Source organism: Ruegeria sp. YTSC004 (assembly GCF_059609805.1).
The window spans coordinates 1-15,276 of sequence record NZ_JBXWMJ010000011.1; the positions used below are offsets into that span (position 1 = coordinate 1).

12 protein-coding genes are annotated in these 15,276 nt (G+C 56.5%); 7 read left to right on the forward strand and 5 right to left on the reverse strand.

Annotated elements, in window-relative coordinates:
- Window positions 1-241: 241 nt before the first annotated feature.
- From AC2FFP_RS17830 to AC2FFP_RS17850, 5 genes are all read right to left on the reverse strand, one after another.
- On the reverse strand, window positions 242-499 hold the full coding sequence (locus AC2FFP_RS17830; protein ID WP_496770925.1) for a hypothetical protein: 258 nt from the start codon (window positions 497-499) through the stop codon (window positions 242-244).
- Between the two features lie 543 nt (window positions 500-1,042).
- Complete coding sequence (locus AC2FFP_RS17835) at window positions 1,043-1,933, reverse strand: DUF2950 family protein (RefSeq protein ID WP_496881308.1); 891 nt, start codon at window positions 1,931-1,933, stop codon at window positions 1,043-1,045.
- Window position 1,934: 1 nt separating this feature from the next.
- Window positions 1,935-3,236: a DUF3300 domain-containing protein gene (locus AC2FFP_RS17840; RefSeq protein WP_496881309.1), complete on the reverse strand. Its 1,302-nt coding sequence runs from the start codon at window positions 3,234-3,236 to the stop codon at window positions 1,935-1,937.
- Between the two features lie 199 nt (window positions 3,237-3,435).
- The gene (locus AC2FFP_RS17845) at window positions 3,436-5,619 is read right to left on the reverse strand and encodes an esterase-like activity of phytase family protein (RefSeq protein ID WP_496881310.1); all 2,184 of its coding nucleotides are present in this window, start codon (window positions 5,617-5,619) and stop codon (window positions 3,436-3,438) included.
- Between the two features lie 128 nt (window positions 5,620-5,747).
- A complete protein-coding gene (locus tag AC2FFP_RS17850) occupies window positions 5,748-7,223 on the reverse strand; it encodes an NAD-dependent succinate-semialdehyde dehydrogenase (protein ID WP_496845085.1) in 1,476 nt (491 codons plus the stop codon).
- 283 nt (window positions 7,224-7,506) lie between these two features.
- Here AC2FFP_RS17850 and AC2FFP_RS17855 point away from each other — a divergent pair, with 283 nt between their 5' ends.
- The 7 genes from AC2FFP_RS17855 to AC2FFP_RS17885 all read left to right on the forward strand — a co-directional run bounded on the left by AC2FFP_RS17855 (window position 7,507) and on the right by AC2FFP_RS17885 (window position 15,230).
- Window positions 7,507-8,586: a hypothetical protein gene (locus AC2FFP_RS17855; RefSeq protein ID WP_496881311.1), complete on the forward strand. Its 1,080-nt coding sequence runs from the start codon at window positions 7,507-7,509 to the stop codon at window positions 8,584-8,586.
- Between the two features lie 409 nt (window positions 8,587-8,995).
- On the forward strand, window positions 8,996-10,114 hold the full coding sequence (locus AC2FFP_RS17860; protein ID WP_496845084.1) for a hypothetical protein: 1,119 nt from the start codon (window positions 8,996-8,998) through the stop codon (window positions 10,112-10,114).
- Between the two features lie 53 nt (window positions 10,115-10,167).
- Window positions 10,168-12,102: an AAA family ATPase gene (locus AC2FFP_RS17865; RefSeq protein WP_496845083.1), complete on the forward strand. Its 1,935-nt coding sequence runs from the start codon at window positions 10,168-10,170 to the stop codon at window positions 12,100-12,102.
- A complete protein-coding gene (locus tag AC2FFP_RS17870) occupies window positions 12,095-12,967 on the forward strand; it encodes a hypothetical protein (RefSeq protein ID WP_496769594.1) in 873 nt (290 codons plus the stop codon). Before AC2FFP_RS17865 ends, AC2FFP_RS17870 begins: the two co-directional genes overlap by 8 nt.
- Window positions 12,968-12,969: 2 nt before the next feature.
- Entirely contained in the window at window positions 12,970-14,307 is a 1,338-nt protein-coding gene (locus AC2FFP_RS17875) for a DUF6638 family protein (protein ID WP_496881312.1), read from the forward strand.
- A complete protein-coding gene (locus AC2FFP_RS17880) occupies window positions 14,308-14,574 on the forward strand; it encodes a hypothetical protein (protein ID WP_496845081.1) in 267 nt (88 codons plus the stop codon). It begins immediately after the preceding gene.
- 11 nt (window positions 14,575-14,585) lie between these two features.
- The gene (locus AC2FFP_RS17885) at window positions 14,586-15,230 is read left to right on the forward strand and encodes a DUF1523 family protein (RefSeq protein ID WP_496845080.1); all 645 of its coding nucleotides are present in this window, start codon (window positions 14,586-14,588) and stop codon (window positions 15,228-15,230) included.
- The last annotated feature ends 46 nt before the right edge of the window (window positions 15,231-15,276 follow it).

Genomic DNA, 15,276 nt, shown 5'->3' on the forward strand with positions numbered 1-15,276 from the left:
GCGGTCATTGATGAATTCATACACGATCAAATAGCGTGGGCAACTGTGATGAAAAAGAACGAAGATCGCCTCGACCTTAGGGCCGAGGGCAATGACTTGCTGCGGCACATAGTGAGAAAAGACGCGGGACTCGGTTCGTGATCTAACGATGGCCGCAACGGGCCAAACTGCTTCGGTCGTCTCAACGGCCACCTGAGCCAAAGTGCGCGGCGGAGTTATGGAATGCTTCCGCCGCACATACTCACCAATAATAGTGGTGGGGCTTGCGCCCATCGGGCCAGACTAGGTCGTCAGGATCAGCGCCTTTCAGGATGCCGAACGCAAGAGCCTTGGTTTTGCGTCTCGTTGGACGCGTGTGACAGGTGATGTCGTGATAGCGTGGCCAATTGCCAAGCCACCGGACATCATCAAGGTCTTTTCCGAGACGACGGCTCAGACCTAGGCGTGAGTACCCGTTCCCAAGCACGGTACGGGGACGTTTGCGTTTGTAATGGGCCATGTCATTGGCCTTTCATGCAGTTTCTGAACTACATGGCACCCTCCATCGGTTGGCTCGTTGGTTTTGGGCTGGGCTCGGATAGACGGCCGAAAACGCAGCCGGTCTGAATATCGGACTGGGCGAACAAGATCAATGGGGCGGAAAAAAGCCGCTCAATGTGGTGTTAGGTGATTGGGCCGGTAGGCTGTGGACGGACGGACCACTCAACCAGAGATCGCTTCACATAACACCCGTACTGCGACGTTCGTGGATTGTTACGTCGCTGCAATTCATGCGGTGGTCGCGAAACCTGCCATTCGATATCCGATCGAAGAAGACCGCTCTGCGGACTTTTCAGTCTTTGACTCGAAACGTGTTAAGGCAGAAGAATGGATCAAACCGTAAGATGGGCAATTTGCTGGCCGTTACAATGTGTGTTGCAAGAGCGATCCAGGCTGAACTTGTTCGGGTACACGTAACCATCGAACTGAAGCTTGTTACACGATCCGCAAATAGTGGCCTCAGCAAAGCATCAGAGCTTAATCGCCACTATCAATCCAAACATTACTCGACCGGTGACCAATTAGTGTCTGGATCATAGGCAGTAATTTCAGCAGCAATACTGAGTGTTTCCGGGCCAAAATCTGCCTCGTAGACTATGCCGTTTTCGCCAACCAGAAAGGAATGGACACCAGTTTCTCCGTAGTCTGCCGGTATTGCCAGCAAGGCATGTCCTGCAACGAAGTGATCCCCGGCGAAATAAGGGTAGGCACCCCCGGGAGCGTTAGGGCCCTGCTCTTGCAGGATTGTGTAATAATAGCCAAGAAACGGCTCGGCTTCATAGTCAGCCTGACCGTCACTCCACCCCGAAGCTGCGGCGCGGGCAAGCGCCGCACCGACAAAGCTGTCTTTTCCAGGCCAGAAGAGACCGATTTGCTCTTCGGGATCAGAAATGATCGTCTGAGCGAATTCCATAACGCCATTCCCATTATGGTCCACAAGCCGGAAAGCTGCCTGCAGATCAACATAGGCCTCAAGCAATTCGATCACTTCCAACTCATTCAAGCCTATTTCACGAGCTGAAAGTTCCTCGATCCCAGCTTCCAGGTCAAAGCGCCAACCATCATCTTTTCGCAAAATTGGGATAGGAAAAGGCCAACCGTCTTCACCCAGAAGAAGTACAACGCCATCGTCCTCAGGCCGGAAACGATACCCCTCGGCATACATGCCAAGCATTTCCTGCCTTCTTTCTTGATCTTCCGCCGGATCACCCGTTCCAACCAGATCCTCGGCTTCAGGCCCGAAAATTTCGATCAGCTTGCTCTGATCATTAGCCTTCAACGCATCAACAAAAGCATCCAGTGCGGTTTGCGGCGTATCAAATCTGGCTCCTTCAGAGAGAGCCGGGCTTGTGGTCGCGGCAAGCAACAAAATTGAAAATACTGATCTACGCATCTTACCGTCTCCGCTTGCCTTTAGCGGCGTGTCCACGATTGGACGCGCTTTGAGTTCTGCTGCCGGACGCCTTTTTCTTCATCGCTTGCCCTTTGGATGCCGCGGGCTTGCGCTGCGTCGATGCGGCTTTCTTCGCCTGCGGCTTTTTGGCGGTCTGCGGTCTTTGCGCGACTGGCTTTTTCGCCGCATCTGGACGTTTGGTACGATCAATGGCCTGTTGCTTTGCAGCGGCCTTATCCCGATTTGCGTTGCTCCGGTTCGCTAATGCCCCGCCTGCTACAGCCCCCGCACCGGCACCGACCGCAGCTGCTGCCGCCCCGCGGTCCCGGCTAATATCTGCAGCACCAGATTCTCGGCTCAACTTTGCACGCAGCTCATCCGTGCGACCGTCAGGACGGCTAACCGGCAAGTCGCCGCGGCCACCTTCAGGTCTTTTATGGTCCGCTATTTTGTTCCGGGCCTCCTGTTGCCGGTCAGGATCGGGGTTCCATCCGATATCCGTTCGGTCACCTAAATCTATATCATTGCCGATATTGACGTTGCCATCGACGTCTATGTCGATGTTTGGATTTCTGTAAATCGGACCACCGCCCCAGCCACCGCAATTTCGGCACCCCCAATAGTCATACCAATCATCGTCGTCGTCAAAAATTTCGTCGATCAGGGCAACGGCGCCAAACGTTAGTAGTGCTGCGCCCACAACATCCCCGGTTGACGGGCCAGAATAAACCGTCTCGGGATTGTATTGTGGGACGTATACCGTTTCGGGTTCTGTCGGTGTAATTACTACTGTGTCGTCGTCAGACACTTCGACAGTTTGCTCGGGACCTGAAACAAGAGCGCCGCTGTCAATTGCCTGATCCCGCATGACCTGCACCGCATCCATCACATCATCGGACTGGGCCAACATGGCTGTGCCGACTGTCTCGGTCCAGTCGATATGGGTGGCCATCTGACCAACAACTTCGGGAAACGCCGTCGCCAATACGCTGACAGAAGGATCCCATCCCATTGCTTCGATTTCCGGCTCAAGTTCAACGGGGTCGCGGTCGGCGTTATCCAGCAAATACCGCTCAGCCTTAACAATTTCCAATGGCTGGGTGGCCGCGACAAATATCTGTATGAGTAACGTGTCGGGATAAAGAGCAACCGGGGCGACCAATGTCTGCAACTCAGCATCAGTTAGCAGGCTGGACGAGGTTGCCGAGGTATCATCTTTTCCCGCCACATCTTCGGACGACTCTTGCGCTAACGCGAAAGTAGATACGCAAATACCGAATGCAATTAATAGAAACCTAAACATATTGCGATCCTTCGATTTCTTGAAGGATCACCTAAGACTGCGATTCTGGCAACCGGTCAGTCAAATAGACGGTTTTGGAATAATAATGTCCCCCAAACCAAGTTTGAGCGAGCGTTCGCTTTGGGCTCATAGCTGACGTCTGAAAACAAATGACCCCGCACAATTTCGTGCGGGGCTTCTCTGCATTTTCCTGTTGAGTTTAGTTCCCGCCAGTCACCGACCCAATCGACCAGAACATCGTCTCGCCCGAGGCATCGTCGACGCCGTCATTGTCGGTCATCACAAACGCCTCGCCCGAGGGCAGGATGGCCAGGCCTTCGATCTTGTCCAGAACGTAACCACCGGTCGAGGTCAGATCAGGCAGCAGGTCGCGGACCTCTTGCTTGCTGACCACGGGCAGGGGACCGCCTAACGGGGCCGGGGTCATCTCTAACAGCGGGATACGGTAGACCTTTTTGGTCACGGCGCGGTGGTCATGCTGATTGTCGCGTTCGATGACGTAGACGTGGTCGCCAAAGGCCACGATTTCCGACAGACCGACCCAGCCCTCTTCCGGGTCCGCCTTGAGATAGTGCACCGCGCCCCATTCCTTGGTCTCAAGGTTGTAGGCCACCAGTTTCACGTGGTTTTCAGGGTCGTCCTTCCATTCGCGCTGAACGGCCATCCACAGGGTGTTGCCAACGCGGGTGATGCCTTCAAACCCAAAGCGCTTTTCGACGGCCATGAGCTCAGGTGGCAGGCCGATCTCGCCTTTGCGATCCTTGATCAGGCCATCAGCGGACACGTGGTAAATCGCATGCGGGATAACACGGTCGGTACGCCCTTCGGAGGCGACGTAGAACCCGCCTTTACCGTCCAGCGTGATGCCCTCCAGATCCAGCTTCTGTGCCGGGTTGCCGTCCTGACGGTGGATGCGGATCACGTCCACGATGCGGGCGGGCTGCTGGCTGGGGTCGATCTTAAAGATCGAAGGCTGGAAGCCATAAAAGCTGTCGTTGACCGCGTAGATTATGCCGTCCTCATCAGCTACCAGACCGGACAGCGCGCCCCAGCCGATCAGCTCATCCGTGCCTGCGGACGTCAGATGCGGATAGGTGGCCGGGGCGTCCTGATATTCGTAGATCATCACGTGTGCACGCGGGCCACCGTCTTCGATCAGGTCCTTTTCATTAGCCGAGATCAGCAGGTTACGTTTCGGGATCGCAACATAGCCTTCGGGACCAACGCCTGAAGGCAGCAGCTGTTTCAGAACCGGGTTGGCCGGATCGGTGGCGTCATAGGCACCCACGACCGAGGCGCGCTCGGCTCCTACAAAGATCATTGGTGTGTCACCGAAGGTCGCTGCGGTCACACTTTCAGGCTCAACACCTTTGGCGTCCGAGCGTTTGTCAGGGTAGTGGCCGATCTGGATGATGGCTTTCTCGAAATCGGTGCCGTTTTCATATACGACTGTGCCGTCCTTGTGGAAGATCGTCCAGCCCCGCGAGCCGCCTTTGTAGTCACCTTCGTTGGCGGTTGCGAAATGGTTGTCGTCGATCCATTTCACCGCATCCGGCTCGCGCAGGCGATCCTTTTGGCTTTCGGTGAAGATCAGCGCGCCGCGCTCATCCGTGGCGTCGATACCATCCAGATCCACGCTGCCTGCCGAGAAATGGCTGATCACGTTGCCATCCTTGTCGACAACCGCGATGTGGTTGTTTTCCTGCAGGGTGATGACGGTTTCACCCAGGGTGTTGATGTCGACAAACTCAGGCTCGGGATCAGTGGGGGCAACCTCGGCCAGACCTGCCAGCGAAGCCATCTTCATGCCCGCGCATTCCAGTGCGCCGTCTTTCAGCGGCACCAGCGCCAGTGTCCCGGCGGGCAGCTGCGGGATGACCCCGTCGTTCAAGTCTTCGTCACGCTCATTCTCGATGGCTACGGAAACAAAGCTGCCATCCGGGGCAATCGCGACACTGTCGGGCTGACCACCCAAATCACAGGCGCCGGTTTCGGTCTTGCCCGCAATATCGACCGAGATCAGTTTGCCCGACGGGGCGGTGTAGCTTACCGATGTGTTCACGCCCACAAAAGCCGTCGTGCCAACGACCCCAACCGAGGTCGGTTCACCGCCCACCTCCATTGCGCCCAGAGGCGCCGGGTTCGAAGGGTCGGTGATGTCGACCATGCCAATCATGCCCAGCGGGCTGTCCGTATAGACCAGCGTCATGCCATCAGCAGTCGCTGCGATGATCTCGGGCGAGGTTTCGCGGGTGGTATCCGCGCCCTCGGCCATGTTCTTGACGACGGGGAAAGATGCAATTCGGTTGAAATTCATTTCTGCCACAGCCTGACCGGCGGTCAGGGCAAGGGCAGATGTCAGGCAGACACAGCGCAACGACATCGGGTGGTATCCTCTCTCACTTGGATGAGAGGGGGATGAACGGAAGGCATTGCAGGGATGTGACGGTTTGTTTGCACTTTTGTGACAAACGTAGTGGCCCCGGCGCTGTGCTCCGGGGCCTTTTCAGATCAGACCGACAGGCAGACGTACTTCATTTCAAGATAATCTTCCATGCCGTGATGGCTGCCTTCGCGGCCCAGGCCGGATTGTTTGACACCTCCAAACGGGCCAAGCTCGGTCGAGATGATACCGGTGTTCACGCCGACGATGCCGTATTCCAGCGCCTCGGCCACTTTGTATACGCGGCTCAGGTCCTTGGCATAGAAGTAGGACGCCAGACCAAAGATGGTGTCATTGGCCATCGCGATCACATCGTCTTCGTCCTCGAACTTGAACAGCGGTGCCAGCGGGCCAAAGGTCTCGTCCTGCGCGACCATCATGTCCTGAGTCACGCCAGTCACAATCGTCGGCTGGAAGAAGGTGCCACCCAGATCATGCGGTAGACCGCCGGTCAGAACCGCGCCGCCCTTGTCGGTGACGTCCTTGATGTGCTCTTCAACCTTGACCACTGCTTCGGCGTTGATCAGCGGGCCGGTGGTTGTGCCTTCGGCCAGGCCGTCGCCGATCTTCAGTGCTTCGACCGCCGCTTTCAGCTTGGCCGCGAATTCGTCGTAAACACCGGCCTGCACATAGATGCGGTTAGCGCAGACGCAGGTCTGGCCGTTGTTGCGGAATTTGCACATCATCGCGCCTTCGACGGCCGCATCCAGATCGGCATCGTCAAACACGATGAACGGCGCGTTGCCGCCTAGTTCCATCGAGCATTTCATCACCTGATCAGCGGCCTGTTTCAGCAGGATACGACCCACTTCGGTCGAGCCGGTGAAGGTCAGCTTGCGCACGCCGGGATTTTCGCAGAATTCCTTCCCAATCTCGCTGGCGCTGGAGGACGGCAGAACGTTGAACACGCCTGCCGGGATACCAGCCTGTTCGGCCAGAACGCCCATGACCAATGCAGACAGCGGTGTTTCCTTGGCCGGGCGCGCAACAAATGCGCAACCTGCTGCCAGCGCCGGAGCTGCCTTGCGGGTGATCATCGCATTGGGGAAGTTCCAGGGCGTGATCGAGGCCGCAACACCGATCGGCTGTTTCAGCACCATGATCCGCTTGTCGCGCTGGTGACCGGGGATCGTCTCGCCATAAACGCGCTTTGCCTCTTCGCCGAAGAACTCGATGAAGGACGCGCCATAGCCTATCTCGCCAACGGCCTCGGCCAGCGGCTTGCCTTGCTCGGCGGTCAGGATCTTGCCCAGATCTTCGGCGTTTTCCATCATCAGGTCGTACCAACGACGCAGAATCACGGCGCGTTCCTTGCCGGTCAGCTTGGCCCATTCCTTTTGCGCGGCCTCAGCTTGTGCGATCGCGCCGGCGACCTGCGCGCGGCTCAGGTCTGCGACTTCGGCTAAGACGTCGCCGCGCGCCGGGTTGGTCACGGCAAAGGTGCCATTGTCCCCGTCGACCCACTGACCGCCGATATAGGCTTTGGTTACAAGCAGATCGGGGTTTTTCAGGATTGATTTCAGGTCGGTTGTCGCGTCCAGCATGGGTCAGCCTCCGGCAATAAAAATTTGTTAGCACTCAAACATGTGCCTCCCGGATTGTCTATGGCCACCCGTGGGGTCAGATCAATCCAGTTTTCGTTTGGTAAACGTGACGTTTTTTGCCTACCGGGGCGCATTCATGCGATCTGAGGCCAAAGTGTCAACCCGCCTATCTTTTTTTGGCGGAGTTTGCCAAAGTTCCACAGGATTGGATGCCCAAGGGGATGTAAATGATCGTAACATCTCCTATCTTGTTGGGTGCATAATTTAAAAAGGAATAGGACAGATGTCGAACCAGCAGTTTGATGCGTTGATTGAGGAAACGCAGCAAAAAGTGCGCGAAAGCCAGTCTCAGATCGAAGGGCTGACATCCCGGATTGAAGCCGCGCGCTCTAAGATCGGCTCTGCCGAGGCCGACATCGACATCGAAAACGCCACGCTTGAGGATGTGCACGCCCATACCGAGGTGATGAACGCCAATATCGCTGAGCTGATCATGGGTCTGGACGACGTCACCAGCGCCTTTTCCAAGGATTTCGACGAGATGCGCTCGAAATCCGGGTGGGAGACGTTTGTCGGCATCTTCTCGAAAGGAAAATCCGAGTCGATGCGGCAGGAACGCATGCGCACGGCCAATATCGACGACAAGTTGCAGGACCTGATCGCCAAATCCGACGTAATCGTTCAATTGCTGCAAGGGCAGCTATCCTTGTTGGAAGAACAGCGGGTGAAGGTCGAGGAAAACCTGACCGGTACGCTGGACGACCGCGAGGCTACTGTTGCTGAACTAGAGGCGCTGCGGGCTGAGATTCAGGATATGGATCCGACGATCATCACTCTGGAAAACAAGATCAGTGTCGAACAGGACGCGGCCGCGCGGACCCAATTGGAAACCGAACTGGCCGAGCTGAACAAGCAATACAATGCCAAGGTTCAGGAAGAGCAGGTCAAGCTGGCCAAGTCACAAACGCTGGAGCGCTACATCGAAAAGGGCAAGACCTGGGTCGACTCCCTACAGAACCAGGCGGCGACGCAGATGGTGCTGATCAACAAACTGCAGACAGACACGCAACAACGCGTTGTGCTGTATGACGCCCTGACCAAATCGCTGAAAACCGCGCAACAGCAGGACGTGGCCCACCGCATCAACGAGATCGGCGTGCAGACCGACCAAGAGGCGCAAACCGCCATGGCCGCCATCGGCACCGCGACCAACCAGAAAATGGCCGATATGCTTGAGGCGCATGAGGACCATATGGTCTTTGCCCGTGATGTGCTGGAGAAAAAGGCTAAGGCAGATGAACGCTTTGCCCGCCGGTTCGCCTCGATTGCGGAGAAGCACGATAAGAATCTGTATGGGGGCTGAGGTAGTTGTTTACCAAAACCGTTCGCAACAAGATCGCCCGCATAGTTGGGTACTCATCGCTTTTTCTGTGCCTGTTAGGGATTTTCTTGGGGACCAACGCGGTTCTTGTCATTGGAATTTGGGGTTGCGCGTTCGCGTTTTGCATCGTGTCGCCAATACCGAGTGGCTCAGATGCAAGAGAGATTGGCGAAGAGCACAAAATTAGTTTCGCCAATGCAATTGCGGTCAAAGCCGTTTGGGGTTCAATGTTGAGGAAATATGGCTTTTCCATTGTTTGTTTGGCCATCGGCACCTTTGCGCTGCTCCGTTGGGGCGTACCGTGGATTGGAATTCTGGGAATCTATGCGACTGCATTTCTGAGCTTTTTCAAATCAGCCATAGTCGAAGTTGAGCAATCGCAAGTCAGCACATGACAGACCCCACCCAAGACCATGTCGGCCTGACCGACACCTTCGCCTCGCGCCGCTATTTCCGCAAATTTGAGGTGATCACCGTGCACCTCCTGCGCGTGGCCGCGACGATGGAGGCTGAGGGCGCGATCAGCAAGCAAGAGGTGCGGATCGTATCGCGCTACCTCTCGGGGCTGCTCTACACTTTTCGCGCGCTCAGCATGAAATACCTGCTGGTCGGGCGCGATACGGGCCGGTTCTTTGGCAGCCTGGCTATGGACAAGCGCGACAGCGGCTTTCCGGTGGCGGCCGAGCTGCTGACCATGGCCAATGACGCGCAGCAGGCGCAGGTGCATCTGGCGAATATGCCCTCGGAAGACGACCTGAAAACCGACATGGTGCGGACGATCATTGGCAATCAAGAAATCCCCACCAAACTGCAATTCGCCCTGTCGCAAAGGCTCTATTACGAGGAATTGCTGAAGGGTCAGCTGTTCTGGGCCCGCAACGATCCCGAATGCCACTGGATCGGGAATGAGGGCGAACGGCGCAAGTTCATGATCCACTGGGCGGTCTATGACAGCCAAATCAACCTTCCGGTCATCTACCTGATGCAACTTGAGGACAGCGGCAAAACCGCCCTGCCTAAAGACCAGCGCCGCTGGCCTGTAGTGCAGGCGCATCTGATGGCGCAAAGCTTAGGCGGTCTGAAACTGGTGACCATTGCCAAAGGCTTCGATCAGGATTTCGACGACCTGCACCCCAAACATCTGCGCCGCATCCACGTGGGTCCGATGTATTCCTCAGCCTATACCGAGCAAACCGGCCCGTTGCGGCAAGTGCTTGAGGACGCACAGGCACCGCAAGGTCAGGACTGGGCACTGGCCTGGACCACCGAAGAGCTGCAAAGCGAAGAGGTGATCGAAGAACGTGCCGGGTGGTTTTCCACCGTCGAGCGCGAGGTCTTCGCGCTGGACCCGTTCGGCGGGCAGGGGGCCGAAACCGGGGCCACACGCACACAGCGATCAATCATCCTGCCCCAACGCCCGTTTCAGGTGCTGGCCGAGCGCAACCCGCCGGGATTTGGTGATGTGCGCAAATTCGTGGTCAGCAAGAGCGGGCAGGTGCTGCGCTATTAGTTTGGCCTCCGGCGGGAGTATTTTTGAAAAGATGAAGCAAGGGCGGTTTTGAAATGAGTTTGACGTCAGATCAGATGGAATTGCGCGAGGACGATATTCGCAAGCATTATCCGGCAGCGACCGCCTTGCTGAATGGGTTCGAACACGCGCCTCGGATAGCCAAAGCGGTTGAGGTGGCGACCGAACGGTCTCCGGGCGTTTCCACTGGAGGGCGGTTCCGCTCCACAACGCCGGGGCTGGTGACACGCCGAACCGTGCGCGCAGCCGGGGTGCATCTGGTCGAACGGATCGAGGCCTCGGATGATGGCGATGCGCTAGTTTCACCACCGCAGGCGACCACGCAGCAGGCCATCCGCCGCGCCATTGCCATCGCCTTGGCTGTGGCTGAGACCTATGCGGAACAGACGTCGCTGGCTGATCTGAAACGCGCGAATCTTGCCGGAGACCTGCCCGCCGCGCGCAAGACCGAATTCTCGGAACTGCTGACGGCCGAGGCGCTGATCACCTCGCACACCTTCGGCAATGCGCTGGCGTACTTGATGTCCTCGCATCTTGGAGAGACCACTGTCGATATCGGTGAGGTCGAAGAGGTCCTGACCGACAACGGCCAACTCGCCCTGCACGGCGCGCTGTGGGAACTGGACCAGACCCTCGCCAAACATGCCCCCGACGATGCTCATCTGATTGCCGCCACCAGCGCCTATGCCGAGCAACTGATGGAAAAGGCCGCGCTGCGCGCGCAGTCAGCAGGCCATCTGGCCCCGTTCCAGAATGCCGCATGGCACATCGAGGCTGATGATCTGACGATCCGGGGGTTCGAACCGGCCTCCAAGGCCAAATCCACCACCCTCACCATGACGTTCAAGAAACCGAACGAGGTGGTCGGCAACCATATCGCTAAATATCAGGCGATGAAGCTGGCCAAGATGGTGATGGCCTATGACTTCGACCGCCGCCTGAACCCGTTTGCGGAACTCGGCGGGTTCATCTTCACCTTCATGGGCGACGGCAAACCGGGCACTGGCAAGACCACCCTGATCCAGATGATGGCCGGGCTGATCAACGACTATTGCCAGAACGCGGGCTATCCGTTCCGCTATCAAAACCTAAGCACCGATAATATCGACAGTTATCAGGGCAAGTCTGGCCAGAACGCCAAGGCCTTTATCAACACGATCATCGACCCCTCGGTCATCGGCTTTGGTACCATCGACGACATCGACCAATTGGCGGGCAAGCGCGGCGACCGGCAGTCGTCAGCCGGGCAGCTGGAAATCACCGCCGTGCTGATGGAGAGCTTTGCAGGTGCCAACACCGTCGTGCGCGGCAACTGCACCTTTGGTATGTTCTCGAACTACCCCGAGAATGTGGATGACGCTCTGCGCCAGCGGGCGGGCGCTCGGTTCCTGGTGGATGGTCCGCAAACGCGCGAGGATTACATCGACATCCTGCACCTGCTGATGGGCCGCAACCACGACATCCCGTTGGGCGAACACGAGGCCTATGCCGCGCAGGAAATCAAGAAGGCTGTCGCTGCCAGTTTCGAAAGTCATTCCCGCCCGCACGAAGAGGCTCTGCTGCAGGTCTATGACCGGGTCTCCGGCGATATCGGCCAGATGGATACGATTGCCAAGATGGGCACCTATCTCAAGGCAATCCAGCAGGCGGATGAGCGCTTTACCGGCCGCGCGATCAAGAACATCACCGACGCGGTCAAGGTCCGCGCGATGGATTTCGAACTGCCCGACGAATGGATGGAAAACCCCGACCTGTTCCTGTTCCGCGACTACGACACCAAAAAGGCGATGATCGAAGAGCTGCGCCAGCCGATCACGGTTGAGATGGTGATACAAGAGATCAACCGCTACGCCGACAGTGAGTTCCGCTATGCCGACAAGAGCGACGAGGTAGCCATCGAAAACGCCGTTCGCGAGATGGGCCGGATGGAAGAGGCCAAGCGGCGGTATTTGGAGGGGAAGAATGCGTAGCGTTATCGCGGCAACCATTACCCTACTCTGCTTACCGCAAAAATTCGAAAAATGGACTTTAGAAAAGAGGTTTAGGTATTCTCAGCGGTTATGGAGAAACTTAGACTCAACCATAAAATTTGCTATTTGGATAACAGCTAGCTTTCTTGTGCTGATTTTTCTTTTTTCCTTCGCGTCGGGTTGCCCAGAGGGGGCAGAGTGCTCCGGGTCAAAGTACTCTTATTTTTGGTCGGCCAGACCCAATGAGGTCGGTGACACGCTTGCTGGCGTAGCTGGTTCATTGGCCTTCTTTTGGTTGATTGTGACAGTAATGCTGCAGGGAAAAGAACTGGCCGCCCAAAGGAAAGAACTGCGTTTGTCGCGTCAGGAGTCAGCAAAGATGGCGGATGCACTTCAGGAGCAGGCTGGAGTGTTTCGGGACGAGCTGAAGCAACGTCAGTTCCTGCAGAAGAAAGAAGAGTTGGATGAGCTTCTTAAGGCGTTAATAAATAAATCAAAAATGGCTCGGAAGGAGAAGTATGTCTGGCACTTCCATGACCAGCCCAATTCGTTGATCAAAAGGAAGCGTTCTCTTTTGATCGTCCCGGATGATGAACCTATTGATCAAGTCGTAAGGAGAATATCTTTATATGTTAAAGGGACTTACCACATTTTGGATGAGGTTGCTTTTCAAGGTAAATTCTTGGAGAAGCCAAAGTATCCCGAACGGTTGTACGACCTCTTGGAGGTGTTGGAGAAAATAATACTTTTAAAGCGAGAGTTGTCGGCGGCCCAAAGAACCAGATTTTCGGAGCTTGAGGTCGAAGCGTTTTATGCCTCTTTGAGAGATATTCACGGCAACGACAGTTTTTGGGAGAGCGCATAACTGTGATCCGCCTCATCGAAAAAGGCCTGATGTTCGGCAACCTCGTCCACATCTCCAGCCCGGCTCTGGTCGAGCGGTATAACCGCGCGTTGCAGCATCTGGCGGGCAAGACCACGGCGCTGACGGATTTCCATGTCGATATCTCCGGCTATTCGCCGGAGGTGGGGATTGAGCTGGAGGATGAGCTCTACCTCAACCCCAACGGGGTCAACCGGCAGTTCATCCTCCTGACAACCGAGCAGAAACGCGCGCCGCTGCTGAACGTCAAATTCTCAACCTCGCGCGATATCCTGCGCGAATTCATCGAGATGAACGAGGCGCAACTGTTTGCCCTGACCGCCACCGATGCGGTGGCCGGAGAGCTGGTGAACTCGGTCATCAAACTCACCACCCCGCGCGATCTGCTAAACCTGCGCAAGATTGAGGTTGAGGCTGACACCGCTGGCGGCACCCTGCGCAAGGCACAGCAACTAGCGGGCATGGTCGAACGGTTCAAAACCGAAGAGGATGCCTGGTTCGACGATGTTCTGATCGCCAAGATGATCGAAACGGCCAAAGAAACCGGCGACGTCACCCGCAACCCCGTCCGCCTACGTCATACCGCGTTCGAGCAGCGCAATTTCTGGACAGCGCATTTCGACGGGCTCTACCTGTTCCCGGATCTGGATCACCCGGCGGTGATCTGTATGGGCGCCAGACCCGACGATATGCCGATCAAATACGTTTTTGACCCATCTCAGGGGAACCAGATTGCCAAGTTCCTCGGGCTAAACGGCTTGGTCGAAACGATCATCGAGGCGCGCGGTGTCAATTCCGCCGCAATCCTGCAGCAAAAAATGGACTTCCTGACCGTGGATGCCGCTGCAGATGCTGGCGTTGACCTGACAGGGTTGGACCGTGGCGATATGCGACGACTGGCTCGAAACCACTCGGACCGTCTGCCCGACGCCTATCACGGTCTGGCGCAGCTGTTGCGCTGGGCAAAGGATGGCGGGCCGTGGCCGCGCATCACCTCGGATCACCCGGCCTATTTCTATACGCTACGGGCGACCAACACACCGAACCGTGATCTGGTGAACATGTTGCTGGCGGAACTGGCCCCGTTGGACCCGCGTCAGGTGTTCATTTGCCATAAGGAGCTGTTCTACCGCACCTATGCGACTTGGCCCGAGGCCAAAAAAGCCTATGTTGCCGACTTCCTTGCGCGCGAGTATCAGGTGGATAAGGCTGGCGCCCGGGCCGCACTATTCGGCCACGAACCGGACATGAGCGGCAATGACCGGATCAGCGAAGACATCATCGCACGCGTCGGCCCCTGGGGCGCAGTAGGGAGAAGTTAAATGTTCGTCGCACTGCGCTTTTTGATCCCGTTGCTGGTCGTTCTGACGGTCATTTACGTGGGCGTATCAATCTATTCCCGTCGGGTGCGACGTGGCAAACTGATCGCCCATTGGGAGAAAAAGGGTCTGACCGGCGACCGCGATGCCTTTGTCCAGCGCGGGCTAAAAAAATACGACGGATCGTTTCGACGCAAACTGATCCTTGGGGTTTACGTGGTGCCGCTGGGCCTGATCGCAATCCTGATTTATGTTACGAATTTCATGTGAGGGTTTCGCTGATGCGTTACGTCAAATGGGCTATCATCATCATGTTCTGGGGCACGATTGCGGCGGTGTTGAATTACACCCTGCCGCAGCACGATGTGGTTCGGATTTCGGATACCTATGAGAAACGGATCGACCCCGGTGAGAACAGCATCTTCTGGTCGGTTCATGACGTCGGCAGTGATGCGACAACACCAAACCGCGATGTGTTTTTCATTCAGACCCGCAAGACCAACGGCAAGGTCATGGTTTATCGGAACGAAGACACCGGCTGGGGCTGGCCACCTTATTTCAAACTAAACTCGTCGAACCTGCAGGCCGAAGCAGCAGACTTGAAATCAACAGCCGAAGCGCCTCGCTGGGTGGTTGTTCGCCACTACGGTTGGCGCAGTGAGTTCCTGTCAATTTTCCCGAATGCAGTAAAGATTTGGTCAGTAGACAGCCAAGGCGTTCGGATCATTCCCTGGTTCAATATCATTTTTCTGACCGTTTTCTTCGCGATTGTTTGGGCCCTTTGGGTCCGCTGGCGCCGGTTTCGCGAGGCGCGGGTCGATCCCGTGATCGAGAATATGGAAGATGGCCTTTATGCCGCCGGCGACGCCATAGAAGAGCAGGGCAGCAGGTTCAGAAAATGGCTAAACAGCTGGAAATCCAAATAGGTTTTGGCGGGGCCATTTGGCCCCTCCGTCAGCCTTGGCGGTGACC

Excerpts from the sequence above, each read along its gene's own strand:
- AC2FFP_RS17845 (WP_496881310.1), bottom strand. The coding sequence starts at position 5,619 with ATGTCGTTGCGCTGTGTCTGCCTGACATCTGCCCTTGCCCTGACCGCC.
- AC2FFP_RS17840 (WP_496881309.1), bottom strand. The coding sequence starts at position 3,236 with ATGTTTAGGTTTCTATTAATTGCATTCGGTATTTGCGTATCTACTTTC.
- AC2FFP_RS17835 (WP_496881308.1), bottom strand. The coding sequence starts at position 1,933 with ATGCGTAGATCAGTATTTTCAATTTTGTTGCTTGCCGCGACCACAAGC.
- AC2FFP_RS17830 (WP_496770925.1), bottom strand. The coding sequence starts at position 499 with ATGGCCCATTACAAACGCAAACGTCCCCGTACCGTGCTTGGGAACGGG.
- AC2FFP_RS17855 (WP_496881311.1), top strand. The coding sequence starts at position 7,507 with ATGTCGAACCAGCAGTTTGATGCGTTGATTGAGGAAACGCAGCAAAAA.
- AC2FFP_RS17865 (WP_496845083.1), top strand. The coding sequence starts at position 10,168 with ATGAGTTTGACGTCAGATCAGATGGAATTGCGCGAGGACGATATTCGC.
- AC2FFP_RS17880 (WP_496845081.1), top strand. The coding sequence starts at position 14,308 with ATGTTCGTCGCACTGCGCTTTTTGATCCCGTTGCTGGTCGTTCTGACG.
- AC2FFP_RS17850 (WP_496845085.1), bottom strand. The coding sequence starts at position 7,223 with ATGCTGGACGCGACAACCGACCTGAAATCAATCCTGAAAAACCCCGAT.
- AC2FFP_RS17860 (WP_496845084.1), top strand. The coding sequence starts at position 8,996 with ATGACAGACCCCACCCAAGACCATGTCGGCCTGACCGACACCTTCGCC.
- AC2FFP_RS17885 (WP_496845080.1), top strand. The coding sequence starts at position 14,586 with ATGCGTTACGTCAAATGGGCTATCATCATCATGTTCTGGGGCACGATT.
- AC2FFP_RS17870 (WP_496769594.1), top strand. The coding sequence starts at position 12,095 with ATGCGTAGCGTTATCGCGGCAACCATTACCCTACTCTGCTTACCGCAA.